The organism is Pseudomonas sp. GM79, assembly GCF_000282495.1.
In the GTDB taxonomy this organism is placed as follows: Bacteria; Pseudomonadota; Gammaproteobacteria; order Pseudomonadales; family Pseudomonadaceae; genus Aquipseudomonas.
On record NZ_AKJE01000039.1, the window covers coordinates 1 to 22,531 of the forward strand.

21 protein-coding genes are annotated in these 22,531 nt (G+C 58.8%); 11 read left to right on the forward strand and 10 right to left on the reverse strand.

Going from position 1 to position 22,531, the window contains the following annotated elements; genetic code table 11:
- Positions 1-142: 142 nt before the first annotated feature.
- On the reverse strand, positions 143-832 hold the full coding sequence (locus tag PMI36_RS17705) for an MlaA family lipoprotein (RefSeq protein ID WP_008071107.1): 690 nt from the start codon (positions 830-832) through the stop codon (positions 143-145).
- Positions 833-1,032: 200 nt separating this feature from the next.
- On the opposite strand from PMI36_RS17705, the gene PMI36_RS17700 reads away from it, so the two are divergent.
- Positions 1,033-1,653 (forward strand): hypothetical protein, encoded by a 621-nt coding sequence (locus PMI36_RS17700; RefSeq protein WP_008071108.1) that lies wholly within the window; start codon positions 1,033-1,035, stop codon positions 1,651-1,653.
- 125 nt (positions 1,654-1,778) lie between these two features.
- On the forward strand, positions 1,779-2,042 hold the full coding sequence (locus PMI36_RS17695; protein ID WP_008071110.1) for a DUF4404 family protein: 264 nt from the start codon (positions 1,779-1,781) through the stop codon (positions 2,040-2,042).
- A 194-nt stretch (positions 2,043-2,236) separates the two neighbouring features.
- Here PMI36_RS17695 and queF read toward each other — a convergent pair whose 3' ends face one another.
- Both queF and copI read right to left on the reverse strand, forming a co-directional pair.
- Entirely contained in the window at positions 2,237-3,067 is an 831-nt protein-coding gene (queF, locus tag PMI36_RS17690) for an NADPH-dependent 7-cyano-7-deazaguanine reductase QueF (protein WP_008071113.1), read from the reverse strand.
- Positions 3,068-3,128: 61 nt separating this feature from the next.
- Complete coding sequence (gene copI, locus PMI36_RS17685; protein WP_008071115.1) at positions 3,129-3,665, reverse strand: copper-resistant cuproprotein CopI; 537 nt, start codon at positions 3,663-3,665, stop codon at positions 3,129-3,131.
- A gap of 153 nt (positions 3,666-3,818) precedes the next feature.
- On the opposite strand from copI, the gene PMI36_RS17680 reads away from it, so the two are divergent.
- Together PMI36_RS17680 and PMI36_RS17675 are read left to right on the forward strand one after the other, a co-directional pair.
- Entirely contained in the window at positions 3,819-4,499 is a 681-nt protein-coding gene (locus PMI36_RS17680) for a heavy metal response regulator transcription factor (protein WP_008071117.1), read from the forward strand.
- Positions 4,499-5,848 (forward strand): heavy metal sensor histidine kinase, encoded by a 1,350-nt coding sequence (locus PMI36_RS17675; RefSeq protein WP_008071119.1) that lies wholly within the window; start codon positions 4,499-4,501, stop codon positions 5,846-5,848. The genes PMI36_RS17680 and PMI36_RS17675 overlap by 1 nt, the downstream gene beginning before the upstream one ends.
- 304 nt (positions 5,849-6,152) lie before the next feature.
- Here PMI36_RS17675 and PMI36_RS17670 read toward each other — a convergent pair whose 3' ends face one another.
- A complete protein-coding gene (locus tag PMI36_RS17670) occupies positions 6,153-6,866 on the reverse strand; it encodes a FadR/GntR family transcriptional regulator (protein ID WP_008071121.1) in 714 nt (237 codons plus the stop codon).
- Positions 6,867-7,233: 367 nt separating this feature from the next.
- Between PMI36_RS17670 and PMI36_RS17665 the strand changes: the two genes are divergently transcribed.
- Positions 7,234-8,580, forward strand: coding sequence for an MFS transporter (locus PMI36_RS17665; RefSeq protein WP_008071122.1), 1,347 nt, complete (start codon positions 7,234-7,236; stop codon positions 8,578-8,580).
- A 23-nt stretch (positions 8,581-8,603) separates the two neighbouring features.
- Positions 8,604-9,947, forward strand: coding sequence for a glucarate dehydratase (gene gudD, locus PMI36_RS17660; protein WP_008071124.1), 1,344 nt, complete (start codon positions 8,604-8,606; stop codon positions 9,945-9,947).
- Positions 9,948-10,070: 123 nt separating this feature from the next.
- Here gudD and PMI36_RS17655 read toward each other — a convergent pair whose 3' ends face one another.
- Positions 10,071-10,943: a LysR family transcriptional regulator gene (locus tag PMI36_RS17655; RefSeq protein ID WP_008071127.1), complete on the reverse strand. Its 873-nt coding sequence runs from the start codon at positions 10,941-10,943 to the stop codon at positions 10,071-10,073.
- 160 nt (positions 10,944-11,103) lie between these two features.
- On the opposite strand from PMI36_RS17655, the gene ampC reads away from it, so the two are divergent.
- Positions 11,104-12,258: a class C beta-lactamase gene (ampC, locus tag PMI36_RS17650; RefSeq protein ID WP_008071129.1), complete on the forward strand. Its 1,155-nt coding sequence runs from the start codon at positions 11,104-11,106 to the stop codon at positions 12,256-12,258.
- Between the two features lie 278 nt (positions 12,259-12,536).
- Here the strand turns inward: ampC and PMI36_RS17645 are convergent, their stop codons facing one another.
- Complete coding sequence (locus PMI36_RS17645) at positions 12,537-13,070, reverse strand: DUF4174 domain-containing protein (protein ID WP_008071131.1); 534 nt, start codon at positions 13,068-13,070, stop codon at positions 12,537-12,539.
- A 176-nt stretch (positions 13,071-13,246) separates the two neighbouring features.
- On the opposite strand from PMI36_RS17645, the gene PMI36_RS17640 reads away from it, so the two are divergent.
- Entirely contained in the window at positions 13,247-13,615 is a 369-nt protein-coding gene (locus PMI36_RS17640) for a VOC family protein (protein WP_008071133.1), read from the forward strand.
- 228 nt (positions 13,616-13,843) lie between these two features.
- Here the strand turns inward: PMI36_RS17640 and PMI36_RS17635 are convergent, their stop codons facing one another.
- From PMI36_RS17635 to PMI36_RS17625, 3 genes are all read right to left on the reverse strand, one after another.
- Positions 13,844-15,202 (reverse strand): erythromycin esterase family protein, encoded by a 1,359-nt coding sequence (locus tag PMI36_RS17635; protein ID WP_008071138.1) that lies wholly within the window; start codon positions 15,200-15,202, stop codon positions 13,844-13,846.
- Positions 15,203-15,295: 93 nt separating this feature from the next.
- Positions 15,296-16,081, reverse strand: coding sequence for a sulfite exporter TauE/SafE family protein (locus PMI36_RS17630; RefSeq protein WP_008071140.1), 786 nt, complete (start codon positions 16,079-16,081; stop codon positions 15,296-15,298).
- A 254-nt stretch (positions 16,082-16,335) separates the two neighbouring features.
- Positions 16,336-17,085 (reverse strand): hypothetical protein, encoded by a 750-nt coding sequence (locus tag PMI36_RS17625; protein WP_008071142.1) that lies wholly within the window; start codon positions 17,083-17,085, stop codon positions 16,336-16,338.
- A gap of 250 nt (positions 17,086-17,335) precedes the next feature.
- Here PMI36_RS17625 and PMI36_RS17620 point away from each other — a divergent pair, with 250 nt between their 5' ends.
- The 3 genes from PMI36_RS17620 to PMI36_RS17610 all read left to right on the forward strand — a co-directional run bounded on the left by PMI36_RS17620 (position 17,336) and on the right by PMI36_RS17610 (position 19,936).
- Positions 17,336-18,484 carry an aldose epimerase family protein gene (locus PMI36_RS17620; protein WP_008071143.1) on the forward strand — a complete coding sequence of 383 codons (1,149 nt, stop codon included), beginning with the start codon at positions 17,336-17,338 and terminating at the stop codon, positions 18,482-18,484.
- Positions 18,485-18,614: 130 nt separating this feature from the next.
- Positions 18,615-19,436 carry an aldo/keto reductase gene (locus tag PMI36_RS17615; protein WP_008071146.1) on the forward strand — a complete coding sequence of 274 codons (822 nt, stop codon included), beginning with the start codon at positions 18,615-18,617 and terminating at the stop codon, positions 19,434-19,436.
- A gap of 29 nt (positions 19,437-19,465) precedes the next feature.
- Entirely contained in the window at positions 19,466-19,936 is a 471-nt protein-coding gene (locus PMI36_RS17610) for a DUF1810 domain-containing protein (RefSeq protein ID WP_008071147.1), read from the forward strand.
- Here the strand turns inward: PMI36_RS17610 and PMI36_RS17605 are convergent.
- Positions 19,901-22,261, reverse strand: a complete 2,361-nt coding sequence (locus PMI36_RS17605; protein ID WP_162130624.1) for a DNA polymerase II — start codon at positions 22,259-22,261, stop codon at positions 19,901-19,903. The genes PMI36_RS17610 and PMI36_RS17605 overlap by 36 nt on opposite strands.
- Positions 22,262-22,531 lie beyond the last annotated feature (270 nt).

Genomic DNA, 22,531 nt, shown 5'->3' on the forward strand with positions numbered 1-22,531 from the left:
TTGCTCGCGAAAGCGGTGTATCAGGCGACATCAATGTTGACTGTGCCGCCGACTTCGCGAGCAAGCCCGCTCCCACATGGATTGCGCCTGAACTGACTGACATTGGGCCCAATGGCCGCCTTCTTCGTTTTACCGGTCGAGATTAAAAATCGTCTTCGACCTGGCCGTCCTTGACTTTGAATTCGCGGTTTTGCAGGTATGCATTGCGAATAAAGGTGTATTTGTCGCCGCTGACCAGTTTTTCGGCCGACAGCAGATTGGCGCGGGTGTCGACGATGTTCAGGCCGAAGATCGAATTACGCACCGGCACGTCGTGGATATAGCGGTACGGGCCGGTATAGCCGTCGACATACTTGGAAGGCGCATCACGCAAGGTGCTTGGCCCCATGAGCGGCAACATCAGGTACGGACCGCTGCCCACGCCCCAGTAACCGAGGGTCTGGCCGAAGTCTTCATCATTGCGATGCAGGCCCATTTGGGTGCCCACGTCGAAGAAGCCCAGCAGGCCGAAGGTGGTGTTGAAGATCAAACGCGCGGTGTCGACGCCTGCCGCAGCGGGCTTGGCTTGCAACACGTCGTTGGCGAGATTGGTCACGTCGCCGACGTTGCGAAACATATTGTGGATGCCATCTTCCAGAAACTGCGGCGTGACGAATTGATAGCCCTGAGCCAATGGCTTCAGTGCATAAGTGTCAACGAAATCGTTGAACTTGTAGATCGGGCGGTTAATGCTTTCCCAAGGGTCTTCTTCCGTGGCCGCCTGGGCCGCGAACGGAACCAGCAATACACTGGCACACATACAAAGCTGAGCGAGCTGATTGCTCCAGCGCATAGAGAAACTCCTTGGATTCGTACTGGCGCGGGGGCTTGGCCCAGGCGCAAAGGCCGCTAGTATATGACGGAAAACCCGGTTTAGGCAGCATCGTGCGCGATGGCCCCCGGATGATTCTCCTGGCTGGAAGCGATTCACATCAGTGTCACTCAACTGTCACCGTCCACGAATAGCCTTGTTACTATTTCAAGGATGTTGATATGCCACGCGCCGAAAACACACCTCTCGTCGCCCCCAGCCTGACCGCTGTACTGTTCGGCCTCAGCGGATGCCTGGTGGATTTCGGCGCACGTACTCGCCAAGCCGGCAAACTGACTGCCGAGCATGCCGAAGTCACGCTTGGCGCTCTGGACAGCCTGTCCAGCTTGCAGCACCAACAGATTCCTTGCGCCTGGCTCGACGAACTGCCCCCCGCCCTTAGCCACTCTCTGGCCGCGGCACTTCCGGACTGGATTAAACCTTCGCAACACCTGGCAACAATCAATCCATGGCCGGCCCCGAACGCCTGCTGGCAAGCGTTGATGGCGTTGAATGTCGAACGTCTGGACGGTTGTGTGCTGGTCAGCGGCGAACCGCGACTCCTGCAATCGGGCCTGAATGCCGGGTTGTGGACCATTGGCCTGGCGTCCTGCGGCTCGCTGTGCGGGCTGGCCCCCAGCGAATGGCAGGTCTTGAGCCAAAAGGAACGGGAACATCTGCGCGGCAAGGCGACGATGCAGTTGTTCGGCCTGGGCGTGCATTCGGTGATCGATCATTTGGGCGAACTCGACACTTGCCTGGCCGATATCAGCCTGCGCCGGCTCAAGGGCGAAAAGCCCTGATCGCCGCCTCTCACCTATGAAGGCATGCAGGTTGCCCGGGAGTGGATTAATCTACAGGTCAGCCATAGACCTTTGGCGCGCCGCTGCGGTCTATGCCAGTGCCTATCGATAAAAGGAAGAACGCCATGCCTGCCCGCGAACTGCAAGAACAGCTCAACAAACTGCGCGAGCAATTGGAACAGAATCCACCGCTTTCCGAAGAAGAGCGCGCTGACCTGCACGCGCTGATGCAACAGATCGAACTCGAACTTGAGCTGGAAACCAAAACCCAGGACACCAACCTCGCCGACAGTGTGAATCTGGCCGTCGATCGCTTCGAACTTGAACACCCAACCCTTGCCGGCACCTTGCGCAACATCGTGCAAGCGTTGGGCAACATGGGGATCTGAACCCGCCATATACAAAAAAAGCCCCGCTATCGATAGCGGGGCTTTTTCGTTTCTGCGACCTGAAATGCAATCCCCCTGTGGGAGCGGGCTTGCTCGCGAAGGCGGCATATCATTCAACATTGATGTCAGCTGACCCACCGCACTCGCGAGCAAGCCCGCTCCCACAGGGGGATTGCATGGTGATCGATATTGTATTACTGACGAACCAGCCGATGGTTCGGCAAATGCACTTCTTCGGTGCTGCGATACGGGTTGATGTCCAGCCCGCCACGACGCACATACCGCGCATACACCGTCAGCTTCTCTGGCTTGAGCAACCGCTGCAGGTCGAGGAAAATCCGCTCCACACACTGCTCATGGAAGTCCGAGTGCTGACGGAAGCTCACGATGTATTCCAGCAAACTCGCATGGTCCAGCGCCGCGCCGCGATACTCCACCGCCACGCTGCCCCAATCCGGCTGACTGGTAACCGGGCAGTTGGATTTGAGCAAATGGCTGTGTACGCACTCTTCAATAATGAGCGACTCATCGCACCGCAGCAGTTCCGGGCGCGGATGCTCATAGTTGCTGACGCTGATGTCCAGGTCATCGATGCACACACCCGGCAACGCCACGACGCCTTCTGCCTCAACCTCTTTCAGGCTGCGAATCCGCACGCCCACCGGTTTGCCGGCAGCGGCCGAAAGGTCTTTTGCCAGCGTCGCTTCAAGGCTTGCGGTATCGGCAAACGCTGTTTGGTTTAGCGAGTTGAGGTACAGCTTGAACGACTTCGATTCGATGATGTTCGGCGAATCCGCCGGAATGCTGAACTCGCCAATCGCCACTACGGGCTTGCCGGACGGCAACAGCCACGACAGCTCGAAGCAGTTCCAGAAGTCCACGCCCTTGTACGGCAGGGTTTCAGCCGTCAGGCCCAGCTCCGCCCATTTCGCGGTGCGCGGGATCGGGAACAGCAGGGACGGCGTGTAGGTGGCGATGTATTCGCTGGACTTGCCCAGCGGCGAATGTTCGGCTGCGGGATGCATGGCGGAAACCTGACTGAAGAATCAGCGGATTCTACCAGCCTTTGCTCCCGCCTTTGAGTGCTTACTGACTGACTGTCAGTTTGCCGACCATACCGGCCTGATAGTGGCCTGGGATATTGCAGGCAAATTCCAGGTTGGTGGCCTTGGTGAAGGTCCAGGTCAGCTCGGCGGTTTTGCCCGGCTCCACCAGCACACTGTTCGGGTCATCGTGTTTCATCCCATGCCCTTTGGAGGAATGGTCCATTGTGGCCATGGAGCCGTGGTCCATGGCCTTCATGCCTGTAGGCATCAGCATGCCGCTTTGCTGCATCTGCAGCATTTCCTGCTGATGCCGGGCATGCATCGCCGCGTCGCCGAGGTTGAATTCGTGCAGTAACTGGCCTTTATTCACCAGTACAAAGCGAACGGTTTCTCCGGCCTTGATATCAATCGCCTTGGAAGTGAAGGACATATCGCCCATCACCACTTCAACGCTACGGGTAGCCTTGGTCGCTGCCGCCGGTTGACCGAAGTCGTAGGAATGCGCCGGTGAAGCCTCCAGCCCCAAGCTCAGAGTCAGCAAGCAAGCGGTCAGTACCAGACGATTTTGCAAAAACATAGTCGCACTCCAACAAGATGAGGTTCAGCTTGTGGGAAACTTAACCCGCGGGCTCTGCCAGCCACCTGACAGGCAGATTACAACTTTGTCAGGTTGGCCTGTATCGCCGCTGCCCACGGTATAACGCACCTGTTCCAACTGCCCGAGTCGCCCATGAAACTGCTGATTGTCGAAGACCAACCGAAAACTGGCCATTACCTGCGTCAGGGCCTGACCGAGGCCGGTTTCACCACCGAACTGGTGGCCGATGGCAACACCGGCCAGCAACTGGCGTTGAGCGGCGATTACGCCTTGTTGATCCTCGATGTGATGCTGCCCGGTCGCGATGGCTGGCAGATTCTGCAAGCGGTACGCGGCGCGGGCCTCGACACACCGGTACTGTTTCTTACAGCCCGAGACGCTGTGGAGGACAGGGTGCACGGCCTGGAACTGGGTGCCGACGACTATCTGGTCAAACCGTTCGCCTTCTCCGAACTGCTGGCGCGGGTTCGCAGCCTGCTGCGCCGCGGCAGCACCCTGCCTCAGGAAACCAGCCTGCAACTGGCCGACTTGCGCCTGGACCTGATTCGTCGCCGGGTTGAACGCAACGGTCAGCGCATCGACCTGACCGCCAAGGAATTCGCTCTGCTGGAAATGCTCCTACGGCGCCAAGGCGAAGTGCTGCCCAAGTCGCTGATCGCTTCCCAGGTGTGGGACATGAATTTCGACAGCGACACCAATGTTATCGAAGTGGCGATCCGCCGTTTGCGCCTGAAGATCGACGACGACTTCCCGAACAAGTTAATCCACACCGTGCGCGGCATGGGCTACGTCCTTGAAGAGCGTCCTGCCTGATGCGCCGACTCTCTCTAAGCAACCGTCTGGCGTTGCTGTTTGCGGCCTGCACCGCAGTGGTGTCGTTGTTCGCCGGGGTGTTGTTCAGCCGCGCCAGCGAGGCGCACTTTGTCGAACTGGACCAGCAGTTGCTCGACGGCAAACTGATTGGCTTGCGCCGGGCTCTGGATGACATTCCGTCCAGCGAAAGCGAGACCAAACTGGCCGATGAATTGAGCCGACAAGCCGATCTTTCGCTGCGCATCATCGGCAGTGACGGCCAACGCTTGTACGACAGCTCAGCCCGCTTACCCAAAGACTTGCCGCGCCAGTTGGGCCTATCGACGGTGAGTGATGACGGTACTGACTACCGCGTCCTGAATGCACCGCTGTTCCTCGATAAACCCGATTCACCACAACTGACCCTGCTACTGGACATCACCCATCACCAACACTTTCTGCAACGCATGCAGCACCTGATTTGGCTGACGGTCGGTTTGTCGGCGCTGGCCACCGCCCTGCTCGGTGCCTGGGCGGCGCGCAGTGGCTTGCGCCCGCTGCGGCGCATGAGTGCGGTCGCCAGCGGTGTTTCGGCGCAATCGCTCAACGCACGCCTGCCGGAAGCAGACATGCCGCCAGAACTCGCGGAAATGGCCCACAGTTTCAACGCCATGCTCGGACGCCTTGACGACTCTTTTCAGCGGCTCTCGGCGTTTTCCGCCGACATCGCCCATGAACTGCGCACACCGCTGTCGAACCTGCTGACCCACACCCAGGTCACCCTCACCCGCCCTCGCCCCATCGAGGATTACCGCGAAGCACTGCACAGCAATCTCGAAGAACTGCAATGGATGGCGCAACTGGTCAATGACATGTTGTACCTGGCCAAGGCTGACCACGGCTTGCTGATGCCCAAGCGCGAAGCGCTGGAACTGGCGGAAGAAGCCGATGTGCTGCTGGAGTTTTTTGCGCCGCTGGCCGAGGACGCTCAGGTGAAATTGAGTCGTGACGGCAGCGCGCGCATGCAGGGCGACCGCAGCATGTTGCGTCGGGCGCTGTCCAATCTGCTGGACAATGCACTGCGGTTTACCCCGGGCGGTGGCGAGGTTCGGGTGAAGATTATCGAACAGCCGACAGGCTTGAGCCTGACGGTTGAAAACAGCGGGGAAGTGATTTCTGAAGACTTGTTGCCGCGTTTGTTTGACCGCTTCTACCGGGCAGACCCGGCGCGCCGTGAAGGCAGCAGTGAACATGCGGGGTTGGGATTGGCCATCACCCAGTCAATCATCCGCGCCCATGGCGGGCAGATTCGTTGCGAATCGGATAAGGGATGGACGCGGTTTGTGATTGAGTTGCCGAAGGGGGATTGAGGCCAATAGTGCCCGCGAAGAACGATGACGTAATAAACCTGTACCCACAAAAAACCCGGCCGATGGGCCCAATGTCAGTCAGTTAAGGCGCAGAACCTGTGGGAGCGGGCTTGCCCGCGAAGAACGATGACGCGTAGTACCTGAAAAACCGCGGTGCATTCTTCACGGGCAAGCCACGCTCCCACAGGATTTTCGTCGCTCAAATCTCTTAACTTACCGGCATCAGGCCCATCGGCCGGGTTTCGTTTATCGCCTGTCGTCGGACAATCTGCAAAAGGGGTGCTATCGAGGAGACCAACGGCGGCTACCGATCAGCCGAAAAGCGGTCGCGGCTGTTAGTCAGGTGTAACCACATTGCCGCCCGCGCCGCATCCGGATCCTGGCGTCTGATGGCGTTGAGAATCGCCTCGTGTTCGAGGTTGGCGAGTTGCCCCAGCTTGCTCAAATCCGCCGACCCGCGCTCGGCGGCATTAACGCGGGTCCGGGGGATCATGGCGCTGCCCAGGTGCTGCATGATCTCGGTGAAACACGCGTTGCCAGTAGCTTCGGCGATCAGCAGATGAAAGCGTTTGTCCGCCTCGACGCAACTGTCGTTGTTGGCCAACAGGCTTTGATAGTCATCCAGCGCTTCACGCATCTGCGCCAACTGCCTGTCCGTGCGACGAACCGCTGCCAGCGCCGCAGCCTGGGTTTCCAGGCCCATGCGCAACTCCAGAATACTGCGCACGCCCAGCGCCGTATCGACATTCAGATGCAGCCCCTGATCCGGTGCGCGCTCTAGAACAAAAGTGCCGATGCCGTGACGGGTTTCAACCAGCCCCGAAGCCTGCAACTTCGAGATCGCTTCGCGCACCACTGTGCGACTGACGCCATGCTCCTGAACAATCGAGTTTTCCGACGGCAGCTTGTCCCCCGGCACCATCTGGCCGAGCAGGATGCTCTGGGTCAGTTTGCTCACCAGATCATGGGCCAGGTTATGGGCACGCTTGCGGGCAGGTGCGTCGATGTCTTCTTGCATGGTGATTTATCCGTAAAGCGGGTATCCGGATCGTATCACCGTGTGCGCTTTTCGATGACGGGAATCTCAATAAAACGCCGCTCAACTTGTATGACAACACTCAATATTTACTGCACAAAAGACGATTTACACCATCGCACCCAAGCGCTCCGCCGAGACAAAGGGAAAATTATCGGCTGAACACATCCGTGAATAACCCAACAAATACGCCACACAAACCCGTAAAACGAATAAAAACCCTTCCGCCTAGCACCATTTTGTTGAGTGACGGTACTTGTAGGACAAAAAAGCCTAGTTGTATGATGTCTATCAACAACGCAGCATCCAGCCACACCCCGCATAAAAATAACGAGTGGGAGAAAAAGCAGTGAATACATCCATATCCGGGATGACCGAGGGCGCCGATTCGGTCCTGAAGTCCGCCATCTCGAAAGTGAAACGCCACGTTCTGCCGCTGTTCGTGATCATGTTCATCGTCAACTACATCGACCGTGTGAACATTGGCTTCGTCCGCGCGCACATGGAGCATGACCTGGGCATTGGCGCTGCCGCCTACGGCTTCGGTGCCGGTCTGTTCTTCATCGGTTACGCACTGTTTGAAGTCCCTTCCAACATCCTCCTGCAAAAAGTCGGCGCACGAATCTGGCTGACCCGCATCATGCTGACCTGGGGCCTGGTGGCTTCCTGCATGGCGTTCATCCAGAACGAAACCCACTTCTACATTCTGCGGTTTTTGCTCGGCGTCGCCGAAGCCGGTTTCTTCCCCGGGGTGATTTATTACTTCACCCGCTGGTTGCCTGGCGTCGAACGCGGCAAGGCGATTGCGATCTTCCTCAGCGGCTCAGCCATAGCGTCGCTGATCTCCGGCCCGCTGTCCGGGCTGCTGCTACAAATCAGTGGTTTGGGCATGCACGGCTGGCAGTGGATGTACTTCATTGAAGGGATGTTCTCGGTCGGGCTGTGCGTGTTTGTCTGGTTCTGGCTGGACTCCAAGCCCCACGACGCCAAATGGCTGACCCTTCCTGAGCAGGACGCACTGGTCAAAGCCATCGATGACGAACAACTGGCCCGCGAAGCCGCGACGCCGATCAAACCGTCGCTGGGCACACTGCTCAAGGATCGTCAGATCATCCTGTTTTGCCTGATCTACTTCTTCATCCAGTTGACCATCTACGCCGCGACCTTCTGGCTGCCGAGCATCATCAAGAAGATGGGCGACCTGAGCGACATCCAGGTCGGGCTGTTCAACTCGATTCCGTGGTTGCTGTCGATCGTCGGCATGTACGCCTTCGCCACGCTGTCGGCCAAATGGAAACACCAGCAAGCCTGGGTCGCCGCTGCGCTGCTGATCGCTGCCGCCGGGATGTTCATGTCCACCACGGGCGGGCCGATCTTCGCCTTCGTCGCCATCTGCTTCGCCGCGCTGGGCTTCAAGTCGGCATCGTCGCTGTTCTGGCCAATTCCCCAGGCGTACCTGGATGCACGGATTGCTGCAGGCGTGATCGCACTGATCAACTCGGTGGGCAACCTCGGCGGCTTCGTTGCGCCTACCACCTTCGGTCTGCTGGAACAACACACCGGGTCGATTCAGGGCGGGCTGTACGGCCTGGCCGCCACCTCGATCATCGCCGCGATCATCGTCTTCGCCGCGCGCAATAAACCGAAATCTGCACCTGTGGTTGCCCTGGGCAAACCAACACCTAATCACGCCTGAACATTGGTTTTAAGGACAAGAAAATGAACCCACAAGAAGCCGCAAAAGCCCCGATCATCACCAGCATGCAGGTTGTGCCGGTGGCCGGCCACGATGGCATGCTGCTCAATTTGAGTGGCGCCCATGGTCCGTTTTTCACCCGCAACATTGTGATCCTCAAGGACAACGCCGGTCACACTGGAGTCGGTGAAGTGCCGGGTGGCGAGCGTATTCGTCAGACGCTGGAGGATGCGCGCGCACTGGTGGTCGGCAGCCCGATCGGCACTTACCAGAAGATCCTCAATCAAGTGCGCCAGACCTTTGCCGATCGCGATGCCGGTGGTCGCGGCCTGCAGACCTTCGACCTGCGCATCACCATTCACGCGGTCACTGGCCTTGAAGCCGCCCTGCTCGACTTGCTCGGTCAGCACCTGGACGTACCGGTCGCGGCCCTGCTCGGCGAAGGCCAGCAGCGCGACGAAGTGAAGATGCTCGGCTACCTGTTTTATGTCGGTGATCGCAATGAAACCGATCTGGCCTACCGCAGCGAACCGGACGCCGACAACGACTGGTTCCGTGTGCGTCACGAAAAAGCCATGAGCGCCGACGCCGTGGTGCGTCTGGCGGAAGCCGCCCACGCCCGTTATGGTTTCAAGGACTTCAAACTCAAGGGTGGCGTGTTGAGTGGCGACGAGGAAATCGAAGCGGTCACCGCCCTCGCCGAACGCTTTCCCGATGCACGCATCACCCTTGATCCGAATGGCGCCTGGTCGCTCAAAGAAGCGATCCGCCTGTGCCGGGATCAGCATCACGTTCTCGCTTACGCCGAAGACCCATGCGGTGCGGAAAACGGTTACTCGGGCCGTGAAGTCATGGCCGAGTTCCGTCGTGCCACGGGCCTGAAAACCGCGACCAACATGATCGCTACCGATTGGCGGGAAATGGGCCATGCGATCCAGTTGCAGTCTGTGGATATTCCTTTGGCCGACCCGCACTTCTGGACCCTGCAAGGCTCGGTTCGAGTCGCGCAGATGTGCCACGAATGGGGCCTGACCTGGGGCTCGCATTCCAACAACCACTTCGATATTTCCCTGGCCATGTTCACCCACGTCGCGGCGGCTGCGCCGGGCGAGATCACGGCCATCGACACCCACTGGATCTGGCAAGACGGCCAACGCCTGACCAAAGCGCCGCTGCAAATCGTCGACGGCTGCGTGCAGGTGCCGAAAAAACCTGGCCTGGGGGTGGAGCTGGACATGGATCAGCTGGCCAAGGCCCATGAGCTGTACAAAGGCATGGGACTGGGCGCGCGGGATGACAGCGTGGCGATGCAGTTTCTGATTCCGGGGTGGAAATTCGATAACAAGCGGCCGTGTCTGGTGCGGTAACCCTCTGAAAACACCTCAATCCCTGTGGGAGCGGGCTTGCTCGCGAAGGCGGTGTGTCAGTCAACATCAATGTTGAATGTAATGACCCCTTCGCGAGCAAGCCCGCTCCCACAGTGTTTTGTATTAATGCGAAGCTTGCAGCAACCAGTCCTTGAACGCGGCCATCGCCGACGTTTCAGGGCGCGACTGCAAGCGGGTCAGCCAGTAGCTGCCCGTGGTGATCCCGATGGCGAACGGTTGCTCGATTGCGCCCACCGCCAGTTGTCGAGAGAACATCAAGGGCGGCGCCAATGCCACTCCAGCCCCTTGCAACGCCGCTTCCATCATCGCCAGCGAGGAATCGAAGACGATGCTCCGGGGCGGTGCGGCATGGGTCGAGAGACCGGTCGCCTGAAACCACTCCGGCCACTCATCCGTGCGATAGGAGCGCAACAACGTTTGCTGCAACAGGTCGGCCGGGGTGTGCAATTGGCGCGCAATCTCGGGAACGCAGAGCACTGACAGCGGCGCCTCGATCAACCGCACCGCTTCGATCCCATGCCACGCCCCCGCACCAAAGCGAATGGCGTAATCCAGGCCTTCGGCGGCCACATCCACCCGGTTGTTATTGGTCGACAGGCGCAAATCTATGAACGGATGTTTCTTCTGAAAGTCCGCCAATCGCGGCAACAGCCAACCGACCGCGAAAGTCCCCACGACGCCCACCGTCAGCACCTCACGAAAATGCCCGCCCTCGAAGCGCTCCAGCGTCTCGGCTATCCGGTCGAAAGAGTCGCGCAATACCGGCAGCAGGGTTTCACCTTCGCTGGTCAGCATCAGGCCTCGGGGCAGGCGTTTGAACAAGGTCACGTTAAGCTGGGCTTCAAGGCTTTTGACCTGATGACTCACCGCTGCCTGCGTGACACACAACTCCACCGCCGCCCGGGTAAAACTCAGATGGCGTGCCGAAGCCTCGAAGGCGCGTAGCGCATTCAGCGGCAGATGAGGTCGAATCATGCCCACTCCCAAAATTTTCTAATGGCTCATCTGAAATATCGTCGTTTGTGGGTATTCGCCAAACTGCATAGATTTGGCTCGCCCAGCAACGGACCGGCTTGAAAAACCGCTCGGAGTGTAGCGGTTAACACAATAGAAACTCATGGAAAATGACTCAATCATGCGTATAAAAAATCAGAGAAAACTCGCGTCTTACAGCGCTTTCGCACTTCTGCTAGGCGTCAGTCACAGCTTTGCTGACGACCGCATCGAAGCGATCGTCAAGGCCGCCGTTGAACCGGTGATGCAGCAACAGCAGATCCCCGGTGTCGCGGTCGCGATTACAGTCAACGGCAAACCGCATTACTTTAACTACGGCGTGGCCTCGAAAGAAAACGGCAAAGCCGTTACCGAAGACACCCTGTTCGAGATCGGTTCGGTGAGCAAAACCTTCACCGCCACCCTTGCCGCCTATGCCCACGCGACAGGCAAACTGGCCCTGTCGGACAACGCCAGCCAGGTTCTACCGACATTACGTGGCAGCGCGTTCGACAACATCAGCGTGCTGCAACTCGGCACCTACACCGCCGGTGGTTTGCCCCTGCAATTCCCCGGTGATGCGGACCATCAGGACAAGATGCTCGGCTATTTCAAACAGTGGAAACCGGCCTACGCCGCCGGCACTCATCGCCTGTATTCAAACCCCAGCATTGGGTTGTTCGGCTATCTGGCAGCCCATAGCATGGGAGCGCCGTTCGATGAGCTGATGGAAAAAACCTTGCTGCCGAAATTCGACCTCAAGCACAGCTACCTCAAGGTGCCGCAGGATCAGATGGCGCTTTACGCCCAGGGTTACAACAAGGACGACAAGCCTGTGCGGGTCGAACCGGGCGCGCTGGATTCCGAAGCTTATGGCGTTAAAACCAGTGCCTCGGATCTACTGCGCTATGTTGAGGCGAACATGAATCCGACGTCGCTGGAAAAGCCCTTGCAGCAAGCCATCGCCACCACTCATACCGGTTACTACACCGTTGGCGAGATGACTCAAGGGTTGGGGTGGGAGTTCTACAACTATCCGGTAACGCTCGATACATTGCTGGCGGGCAACTCGTCGCAGATGGCGTTTGAGGCTCATGAAGTCAAGTGGCTGAACCCGCCCCAACCTCAACACAATACGGCGCTGATCAACAAAACCGGCTCAACCGGCGGCTTTGGCGCCTATGTAGCCTTTATCCCGGCGAAGGACATCGGCATCGTGATCCTGGCCAACAAAAACTACCCGAACCCCGAGCGAGTCAAAATCGCTTACAAGATATTGAGTGCGCTGACTGAATGATCCCGACAACCCATTGAAGCTGGGCAACCTCTCACCACAATGGTTGATCGGATTCCAAGTATCGGGTGGCAAACAAAATGGGCGACCTCTTGAGGTCAATGCCAGTCAGTAAGGCACGCAAACCTGTGGGAGCGGGCTTGCTCGCGAAGGGGGCATGTCAGTCGACATTAATATTGCCTGGCACACCGCCTTCGCGAGCAAGCCCGCTCCCACAGGGATTGCGCTTAACTGTCCTGCATTGAGGTAATGCCTCTCACCGCAATAGTGTTGCGCAATATTCAATCATCCGGCATTTCAGGTGGTTTGGCGGGTTTCGCCGGTTTGCCCTTTGCGCCTTTGGCCGGCGCAACCTCAGCCACCGGCGCTGGCACCGGTACTGTCGCTTCCTTCTCGGCGGCTGGCAGCGCGTCGATGGTGCTGAAAATCTCTTTCAGCTCGACCGCATCCTTTTCAAGCTTCTTTTCGCCGTCCTTGCCGACCAGGATGATTTTGCTCTTCGCCCCGGCGCCCAACTTGAGCGAGCGAATCAACGCCATCGTTGTTTGCGGGTCGAGGTCTTTGCCGTCGCGCTGGCCCATCGTGTTGATCACGGTGTACAGCACCATGTTGCGCTCGGTGAAGCCCTTGCGACTGGCAGGTTCATCCAGCGATTTTTTCAGGCTGATCCAAGTAGGGTCGACCGAACTGGGCGCGATGACAATCAAGGGACGGGCCCTGCCCACGTCTTTAACCAGAGGGGAATCGTCATCGGCGGCGAACAAGGGGCCTACGAAAGCCAGCAGAGTAGCCAGGGTCAAAGACCTGATGAGCATGCGCATCTCCTTTTGATATCCACGCTCTAATGATTGCGCATCGCGGCGAACGTTCCGGGTGAGGCGTATTTATGTTCGCCTTGCCCCAAGCTTAGGTCAGGGCGGTCATTGCGCAACAGCCTGAGCTAATCTCATAGCACGACTCGCACGACCTGATTCGCCGTGAGGATTTTTCCATGAGCGCTCAGCTGAACCACACCATCGTCTGGTGCCGTGACAAACAGGTGTCGGCCCGCTACCTGACCGACCTCCTTGGCCTGCCCGATCCCGAGCCGTTCGGACCGATGCTGGTAGTCAAATTCGATAATGGCGTGTCGCTGGATTTCTACAACAACGACCCGCCGATTGCCTCCCAACACTATGCGTTCCTGATTGGCGACAAAGACTTCGATGCGGCCTTCGCTCGCCTGCAAGCGCGCAAGCAGCCCTGGTGGGCAGATCCTGGCAAACAACGGCCGAATGAGATCAATGATTACGGCAGTGGCCGGCGGGTGTATTTCGATGACCCGGACGGGCATCTGCTGGAGATTTTTACCCGGGAATAGAGACCCGTTATTAGCGCAATGCTGTTCACTTAAGCGCGACTCTCAGTCATGCCAACCTTTGTGGCGAGCGAGCTTGCTCGCGTTGGGCTGCGTAGCGGCCCCAAAAATCTGATAACAATCGCCGGTTTTTGTGAGTGCTAAGCACTCAAGCGCGAGCATGCCTCCCTCGCCACAGGTTATTCACTGACTCAAGACTCTTAAGTGAACAGCATTGCCGTGATTCGCGTGTCATATACCGAACGGAAAGGTGTCTTCCTCGTGCTCCATGAATTCAGGCGCCGGCAATGGCGAGACCGCATGGGTTTTTTCGATCCAGACAAAAGCGTCGAACTGCTCCGCCAGCACTGCCTGAAAGTAATGGCTCTGGCGCTCGGTCCTGGGTCGATAGATGACGCCGATGGCGCGTTCAAGTAACGACCCGGCCAGCACGTCCAGCAACTCCTCGCTCGGTGACGTCCGCCAGTCGAGCAGTGCTGCGGGGACGCCGGCCTTGAGAAACAGTTGTTCCCAGCTGTCGGCCAATGCCGGGTTCACCTGTTTGACCTGCATCGGCTCATCCCAGTCGTCGGCGGCGGCGACGGTGCCGTGGTCGGTGCCCATGCCGATCAGCACCGCTTGTGAGCCGTAGGCCGTGCGGCACAACTGGCCAATGTTGAACTGTCCCTCCCAGCCCATTTGCGTGGCGGCGGCGTTGCCGATGTGTGAGTTATGCGCCCACACCACCGCTTTGGCGCCTGCCCCGCGATGCTCCATCAGAGTTTGCAAGGTGTCGAACATGTGCAGGTCACGCAGGTTCCACGAGGCGGTCGAGCCGCGGTACATGGCGCGGTAATACTGCTCGGCGGCCCGCACGACGCGGGCGTTCTGGGTGGCGCTGAAAAACGCCTCGTCGTCGGCGACCATCGGATCAAGCCGTTCGCCCAGCAGCACATTCAATTGCTCGACCACTGCGTCCTCGCACGTGGCCATGTTGCCCCGCTCAGCGAAATGACCGTACAGCGCCGGGTCGTCATGCCACGGCGTCAGGCAGCTGTAGCGATGGCGGGCCTCTTTCGCCAGTTGCGGGTCGGTCTTATCGAGATAGCCCAGTACTTCGTCGATGGAGTGACGCATGCTGTAAACATCCAGCCCCCGAAATTCTACCCGCTGCTCAAACGCCAAGCCGCGATTATGGTGGTGCAGCCAACGGGTAAAGGTCTGCACGGCCGTGTTACGCCACATCCAGGTGGGGAATCGGGCAAAGGCCTGTTTTTTCCAGGCAGAGCGGCCCAGGTCGCGGACACATCGATCGATCTGCCCTGCATCGGGCCAGTCGGCTTCAACCGCGACGATGCCGAAGCCATGCTGCTCGATCAGGCGGCGGGTGATCGCCGCTCGGGTCTGGTAGAAGTCCTGGGTGCCGTGGCTGGCTTCGCCGATCAGCACCACGCTGGCATCGCCAAAGCGGTCGAAGAGTTTGCCGAATTCAGGTGAGTCGAGTGCAGGCAACGGCTCGGCATGACGGCGTAGCACCTCGGCCGCGTTGCCGGGTGGCTCGCCGCGGGGGCGGCGGAACCGTCTTAGAAGATCGTTTACGGGGCTGTTCATGGACGTCATGACCTCATCTGAACGTGGTCATAATTTTGACTACGCCAGTGAGGGCATGATTCCGCTAAATTCAGTGATCTATACGGTGCCGGATCAGAACGCCAGCTTGTAGCCGATCAGCACCAGCATCGTGGCCAGGCATGGACGCAGCAGTTCGTCGGAGATCCGCCCGGTCAAATGGCTGCCCAGGTAAATCCCCGGCAGCGAACCGACCAGCAAGTAGCCCAAAACGTGCCAATCCATATTGCCCATGCTCGCATGGCCCAGGCCGGCGACCAGGGTCAGGGGCACGGCGTGAGCGATTTCGGTGCCGACCAGCCGGCGGGTAGGCAGCATCGGGTACAGAATGAACAGCGCTACTGTGCCCAGGGCGCCAGCGCCGATGGAGGTCAGGGCCACCATGGTGCCAAGGACCAATCCGGTGATAACGGTCAGTGCATTCAAGCGGGGGCCGCTAGGGTTGTAGTGGCCGCCCGCCCGTTTGTGGGCGAAATCGAGCAAGCGTTTCTTGAAGAAAATTGCCAGCGCCGTGGCGAACAATACGAAGCCCAAGGCTTGTTTGATAACGGCGTTCATCGCGTCGGGCGAGGTCTGCAAACTGCTCAAAAACCACAGTGTCAGCGCTACTGCCGGCACACTGCCGAGGGTCAGCCAACCGGTGATCGCCCAGTCGATGTTCTTGTTCTTGCGATGAACCAGCACACCACTGGATTTGGTAATGGCCGCGTACAGCAAGTCCGTGCCCACCGCCGTAGCCGGGTTGACGCCGAACCACAACAGAATGGGGGTCATCAATGAACCACCCCCGACGCCCGTCATGCCGACAATAAAGCCGACCACCAGACCTGCAACGACCAACCCGAAATTACCGAATTCCATTAATACGCCCAGAGAATCGCAGGAGAATAACCGGCTCGCAGCATAGCGATTTTTCTTATAACCACTTATATCGATGCGGTCTATCGTTATGCCAACTCATTGAGCCGGAACACAGTTTTCCCTCCCAACCAAATCCCCCTTGTGGGAGCGGGCTTGCTCGCGAAAGCGGTGTATCAGTCGATACTCATGGTGACTGGCACGACGCCTTCGCGAGCAAGCCCGCTCCCACAGGGGGTTTGGGTTCAGCACTCGAATTACTGCACTGGCAAGAAATTCAGGAACAGCAAACTCTGGGCATAGTTGAGGCCGATCCGCCGGTAGCGTTCGTCGAGCATCTGGGTCAACAGGTCCAGCCGTGCGACGATTTTGCCGAACTCCACGGCAAAGCTCAGGTTGCTGCCCTCCTCCGAGATTTCGTTGGAAAACAGCAACGGCTCGCCTTGCTTGTTTTGTCGCTGACTCAAGATCCAGGTGGCCTTCTCGATGTTGCGCGCGGCATTGCTGACGAAGGTCGGGTTGATCGCATCCGTCATGTAGAACTCCAGCCGATTGCCGTGGGCGGTGACCAGCATGCTGCCGATGGCATAGATGAAGGCACCGACCCGGTCGCCGAGAAATTCCGGGCTCATGGCGTAGCTCAGCGCAGCCAGGTCTTTTTTGCCACCGAGAGTGGGTAGCGGCTCCTGCTGTTCGATGGCCATGCGCACTTGTTTTTCCGCGGTGCCGACATCGAGGAAGCCGGACTTTTTCAGCTCCTCCGGATTGCGCAGGTAGAGCTTGTTCATTAACAGGTAAAGGCTTTCGAGGTTGTCACGCATCGTCAGGGTCGCCATGCGGTCGACGCTGGTCTGGAGGAATTCCTGGGGTTGGCCGTTGCGAAACTGGCTGACGATATCGTTGCCCGGCTGATGACTGCAGCCACTGACGAAGAGCATCGACAAGCCAGTCAGCAGCCAGCAATAACGGCGAATGTGCGGGGTAAAGCGGGGTAAAACTCGAGCCATGGGTTCTTGAACTTGGGCATGGGCCGGCGGTGGGGATCGCCGCGGGCTGGCCAAGGATAGAACCGCGAAAGCCGAAAAAGTGCAGTGCCGGTGGTCCGTAAACGCGGATCACCGTGAAAACGGATCTTTATTAGTCATACTTTATAATTGCAACCCCGCATAAATAAGCTATAAATCCTTCCTTGATCGCGTTAAAACTCGATTATTAGTATGACTACTTCTCACAAAACAACAAAAAGGAAGGTCAACCATGCTTCAATCTAGATACCTGCTCTCCGGCCTTGGACTGTCCCTGATGATCGCCACCCTCCCCGCTCACGCCGCTGGCTTGTCCAGCGAACAGAAAGCCTTCGGCAAAACCAATGATGGCACGCCCGTCGAGCAATACATCTTGCGCAACAGCCATGGACTGCAAGCCACGGTCATTACCTACGGCGGGATTCTGCAGTCGCTGAAAGTGCCGGACAAAAACGGCAAGCTTGACGATGTGGTGCTGGGCTTCGACGACGTGCAGGGTTACCAAAGCGGCACCGCGTACTTCGGCGCGACCATTGGCCGCTTCGGCAATCGCCTGGCCAACGGTGCCTTCGAGCTGGACGGCAAGCGCTATCAGGTGCCACTCAACGACGGCAGCAATTCACTGCACGGCGGGGCGCAGGGTTTTGATAAACGGGTGTGGAAAGCCGAACCGAGCAAAGGCAAGGATTCGGTGGGCGTGACCCTGACGTATCTGTCGGCGGGCGGTGAAATGGGTTTCCCGGGCAACCTGAAAACCGAAGTCACCTACAGCCTCACCGAGAGCAATGAACTGCGCATCGAGTACAAGGCCAGCACCGACCAACCCACCGTGCTGAACCTGACCAACCACAGTTATTTCAACCTGGCCGGCGCGGGCAACGGCGACGTACTGAAGCAGCTTGCGACGTTGCATGCAGCCCGTTACACGCCGGTCACCGGCAAACTGATCCCGACCGGTGAACTGGCCCCGGTCGCCGGCACCCCCATGGACTTCACCCAACCGACCGCCATCGGTCAACACATCAAGGCTGATCACCCGCAACTGAAGTTCGCCGAACCGAAACAAGGCGGTTTCGATTTCAACTGGGTGTTGGACGCCAAGGGTGATCTGGGCAAACTCGCTGCCGATGTCAGCGATCCGCAATCCGGCCGCCGCTTGCAGCTCTACACTACTGAACCGGGTGTGCAGTTCTATACCAGCAACTTCCTCGATGGCACGGTCAAGGGCAAGGCCGGCAAGGTTTATCCGCATTGGGGGGCGTTTACTCTGGAGACTCAGCATTATCCGGATTCGCCGAACCAGCCGAACTTCCCGTCCACACGGCTGGATCCGGGCAAGAGCTATACCCAGACTGCGGTGTACAAGTTTTCTACCCTGTAGGTCAGAAGATCAAAAGATCGCAGCCTTCGGCAGCGCCTACGGAGGCTGCGATCTTTCGAGATCGCCACGGAACCACCGGGCCATTTTGCTGCCAACTGAAGTATCGATCGGAGTTTAGAAAGGAGGATGCATGCGTACTCTTGAGCTGGCCGGCAGCCAAGTGCCGGTCATTGGCCAAGGAACCTGGCGCATGGGAGAGGAACGCTCCCGACACACAAAGGAAGTTGCAGCGCTACGTTTGGGCATCGAATTGGGCATGACCCTGATCGACACCGCTGAAATGTACGCAGAAGGAGGCGCTGAAGAGGTGGTGGGTGAAGCCATCGCAGGCAGGCGCGACCAGGTTTTTCTGGTCAGCAAAGTCTACCCCTACAACGCCAGCCGCAAAGGCATCCCCCAGGCCTGCGAGCGCAGCCTGCGGCGGTTGAATACCGATTACATCGATCTCTACCTGTTGCACTGGCGCGGCGACTATCCCCTTGTGGAAACCGTCGAAGCCTTCGAACGCCTGCGCGAAGATGGCAAGATCGGCCGTTGGGGTGTGTCCAATTTCGACCTGGATGACCTGGAAGAACTGGCCTCCCCGGCCTGCGCCACCAATCAGGTGCTGTATAACCTGGAAGAACGCGGCATCGAGTTCGATTTGCTTCCCTGGAGCCAACATCAAAGGATGCCGGTAATGGCTTATTGTCCGATCGGCCAGGGCGGGCACATGCTGGCCAACTCGACGCTCAAGCAGATTGCCGCCCGTCACGAGGCGACACCGGCGCAGGTAGCGCTGGCATGGATTCTGCGTCAGAACGGCGTGATCGCCATCCCCAAAGCGGTCCGACCCGAGCATGTGCAGCTCAATGCACAAGCGGCGCAGTTGCGGCTTGAAGTCGGGGATCTGGAGGCGCTGGACCAAGCGTTTCGCGCGCCACAACGTAAGCAGCGGTTGGCCATGGTCTGAGCCATCGCGGTTTGTCAGAGGGCATCGGCATGAGAAGTACCGATCAGCTCGACGCTTTCAATTTGCCACGCTTCGTTCAGGCGCAAGACCCTGTGTTCGAATGGGTGCAGGAAGAGCTGCGCGCCGGCCAGAAGCGCCGACACTGGATGTGGTTTATCTTTCCGCAGTTTTCCGGGTTGGGCGACAGCGAGATGTCCCGTTACTTCGCCATTCGCTCCAGTGAAGAAGCCACGGCGTACCTGAAGCATCCATTACTGGGGCCTCGCTTGCGCATGTGCACGCAACTGGTTCTGGACATTCCTCAAAGCTCGATCGCCAAGATTTTCGGCCATCCCGACAACCTCAAATTTCACTCATCGATGACACTGTTCGCCCAGGTTTCGCCAAAAGGCAGCCTGTTCCATCAGGCGCTGGATCAGTATTTTCACGGCATACCGGATGACTGGACGTTGTCGCTGCTGGACTCAAAACAGGCCCAGCTGCCCCCCAATCAGCGTTGAGAAATCGTCATCCACGAACGGCAGGATCGCATCCGCCACCGGTTGCAGCTGCCGAGTGACGTAATGGTCGTAATCGATGGGCGCGCTGCGGATTTCCAGCGGCTCGGGGCCGGCGACGGTGATTACATAACTGATCCAGCCGCCATTCTGATATTGCCGCGGTCGTCCCTGCCGGTCGTTGTAGTCGTCGGCGATTCGCGCGGCCCGCACATGGGGCGGCACGTTACGTTGATAGTCGTCGAGGGTACGGCGCAGGCGTTTGCGATAGATCAGGCGTTCGTCGAATTCGCCGGCCAAGGTCTTGCGCACATAGTCACGAACATAGTCCTGATAGGGTTTGCGATTGAAGATGCGCAGGTACAACTCCTGCTGGAATTGCCGGGCCAACGGCGACCAGTCGGTGCGCACGGTTTCCAGGCCCTTGTAGACCATTTCATCGGTGCCGTCGGCGCGGGTGACCAATCCGGCATAGCGCTTCTTGCTGCCCTCCTCGGCGCCGCGAATGGTCGGCATCAGAAAGCGTTTGTAGTGGGTTTCGAACTGCAGCTCCAGGGCACTTTCCAGCCCGTATTCCTGTTTCACATGCTCGCGCCACCACTGGTTGACGTGATCCACCAGCGCATGGCCGATCTGCGCGGCTTCTGCCTGACCGTGGGCGCGGCGCAGCCAGACGAAGGTGGAGTCGGTGTCGCCGTAGATCACCGCGTGGCCTTGGGCTTCGATCAACTGGCGGGTGCGCAACATGATCTCGTGCCCGCGCAAGGTGATGGACGAGGCCAGCCGTGTATCGAAGAAGCGGCAACCGCTGGAGCCCAGCACACCATAGAACGCATTCATGATGATCTTCAGCGCCTGGGACAACGGCGCGTTGTGTTCGCGCTTGGCGGTTTCGCGACCTTCGGCGACCCGGGCGACAATGGCCGGCAGGCAATGCCGGGTTCTTGAAAAACGTGCACCGCGAAAGCCCGGCACCGACTCGCTGTCGTCGGGATGCTTGAGCCCTTCGATCAAGCCCACCGGGTCGATCAGGAAGGTGCGGATGATCGACGGATAGAGGCTTTTGTAGTCGAGCACCAGTACCGATTCGTACAGCCCGGGTTGCGAGTCCATGACAAAACCGCCGGGGCTGGCCTGCGGTGGTTTGCCGCCAAGGTTCGGCGCGACGAAGCCCTGACGGTGCATCAACGGCATATACAGGTGAGTGAAAGCCGCCACCGAGCCACCGCTACGGTCCGCCGGCAAACCGGTGACACTGGCGCGCTCGAGCAGGAAGGTCAGCAGTTCGGTCTTGGCGAAGATCCGCGTCACCAGTTCGCAGTCCTTGAGGTTGTATTTCGCCAGGGCCGGTTTGTCCTCGGCGAACATGCGATTGATTTCGTCCATGCGCTGGTACGGGTTGTCGATCGACTTGCCCTCGCCCAGCAGGGTTTGTGCGACGTTTTCCAGGCTGAACGAGGGGAAGCTCCAGGTCGCTGAGCGCAGCGACTCGATGCCGTCGATGATCAACCGGCCGGCAGCCGAGGCGAAGTAATGATTGCGACTGCCGTGCTCGCGCCATTGCATTTCTTCGCCGCCACGCCCCAGCTTCAGCGGCACCGCCAAGCGCCGAGCATGTTCGTGCAGTACGCGCAGATCGAACTGCACGACGTTCCAGCCGATGATCGCGTCGGGGTCGTGCCGGGCGAACCATTCATTGAGTTTTTTCAGCAGCAGGGTTCGCGAATCGCAGTATTCGAGCTGGAAATCCACCCCACGGTCATCACCATTGGGCGGCCCGAGCATGTACACCTGCCGCTCGCCGCAGCCTTCCAAAGCAATGGAATACAGCTCGCCCTGAGCGGTGGTTTCGATGTCCAGCGAGACCAGCCGCAGGTTCGGTCGGTAGCCGGGGTCGGGTTTCATTTGCGCGTCGAGCAGCAGACCTTCCGCGCTGGGTGTGCCGCCGAACAAAACGGGGGCGGTGATGAAACGCTCCATCATGTAGCGTTCCGGCGGGCGGACGTCGGCTTCGAATACCTCGACGCCTGATTTGCGCAGCGCGGTTTCAAGGCGCATCAACTGACCGTGCTGCTGGCAATACAGGCCGAGCACCGGGCGGTGTTCGAAGTCCAGAAGGGCCAAGGGTTTCAGCTCGACATTTTTTTCGCCGTGCAGCAGCCCTTCGGCTTGCTCACGCTGGGCTGCCGGAATGAACGCTACCGACGGTTGATGCGGCAGGCGGACACGCCGGGGACCGGCATCGGTCGCCAGCCAGAACTCGACTTCCGTGCCGGCCGGGGTATCGCGCCAATGCCGGGTCAGGACGAAGCCCTGCTGTAAATCCACCACTGCAACCTCAACGATCTGATTCAAGGGGTAATTCTACGCGTGATCGACGGTGATAGGCTCATTGCCAAGTGGATGCGCAATCCAATGTGGGAGCGGGCTTGCTCGCGAAGGCGGCGGCACAGTCAACATGGAAGTCGCCTGCCACTCCGCTTTCGCGAGCAAGCCCGCTCCCACAGGTTCTGCGCCTCAACTTACCGGCATCAGGTGCGGGCTTTTACAAAGAAAAATCGCTGAATGACGCTTTTTGCGCGGTATCTGCCGCTTTCT

Excerpts from the sequence above, each read along its gene's own strand:
- PMI36_RS17705 (WP_008071107.1), bottom strand. The coding sequence starts at position 832 with ATGCGCTGGAGCAATCAGCTCGCTCAGCTTTGTATGTGTGCCAGTGTA.
- PMI36_RS17700 (WP_008071108.1), top strand. The coding sequence starts at position 1,033 with ATGCCACGCGCCGAAAACACACCTCTCGTCGCCCCCAGCCTGACCGCT.
- PMI36_RS17695 (WP_008071110.1), top strand. The coding sequence starts at position 1,779 with ATGCCTGCCCGCGAACTGCAAGAACAGCTCAACAAACTGCGCGAGCAA.
- queF (WP_008071113.1), bottom strand. The coding sequence starts at position 3,067 with ATGCATCCCGCAGCCGAACATTCGCCGCTGGGCAAGTCCAGCGAATAC.
- copI (WP_008071115.1), bottom strand. The coding sequence starts at position 3,665 with ATGTTTTTGCAAAATCGTCTGGTACTGACCGCTTGCTTGCTGACTCTG.
- PMI36_RS17680 (WP_008071117.1), top strand. The coding sequence starts at position 3,819 with ATGAAACTGCTGATTGTCGAAGACCAACCGAAAACTGGCCATTACCTG.
- PMI36_RS17675 (WP_008071119.1), top strand. The coding sequence starts at position 4,499 with ATGCGCCGACTCTCTCTAAGCAACCGTCTGGCGTTGCTGTTTGCGGCC.
- PMI36_RS17670 (WP_008071121.1), bottom strand. The coding sequence starts at position 6,866 with ATGCAAGAAGACATCGACGCACCTGCCCGCAAGCGTGCCCATAACCTG.
- gudD (WP_008071124.1), top strand. The coding sequence starts at position 8,604 with ATGAACCCACAAGAAGCCGCAAAAGCCCCGATCATCACCAGCATGCAG.
- PMI36_RS17655 (WP_008071127.1), bottom strand. The coding sequence starts at position 10,943 with ATGATTCGACCTCATCTGCCGCTGAATGCGCTACGCGCCTTCGAGGCT.
- ampC (WP_008071129.1), top strand. The coding sequence starts at position 11,104 with ATGCGTATAAAAAATCAGAGAAAACTCGCGTCTTACAGCGCTTTCGCA.
- PMI36_RS17645 (WP_008071131.1), bottom strand. The coding sequence starts at position 13,070 with ATGCTCATCAGGTCTTTGACCCTGGCTACTCTGCTGGCTTTCGTAGGC.
- PMI36_RS17640 (WP_008071133.1), top strand. The coding sequence starts at position 13,247 with ATGAGCGCTCAGCTGAACCACACCATCGTCTGGTGCCGTGACAAACAG.
- PMI36_RS17635 (WP_008071138.1), bottom strand. The coding sequence starts at position 15,202 with ATGAACAGCCCCGTAAACGATCTTCTAAGACGGTTCCGCCGCCCCCGC.
- PMI36_RS17630 (WP_008071140.1), bottom strand. The coding sequence starts at position 16,081 with ATGGAATTCGGTAATTTCGGGTTGGTCGTTGCAGGTCTGGTGGTCGGC.
- PMI36_RS17625 (WP_008071142.1), bottom strand. The coding sequence starts at position 17,085 with ATGGCTCGAGTTTTACCCCGCTTTACCCCGCACATTCGCCGTTATTGC.
- PMI36_RS17620 (WP_008071143.1), top strand. The coding sequence starts at position 17,336 with ATGCTTCAATCTAGATACCTGCTCTCCGGCCTTGGACTGTCCCTGATG.
- PMI36_RS17615 (WP_008071146.1), top strand. The coding sequence starts at position 18,615 with ATGCGTACTCTTGAGCTGGCCGGCAGCCAAGTGCCGGTCATTGGCCAA.
- PMI36_RS17610 (WP_008071147.1), top strand. The coding sequence starts at position 19,466 with ATGAGAAGTACCGATCAGCTCGACGCTTTCAATTTGCCACGCTTCGTT.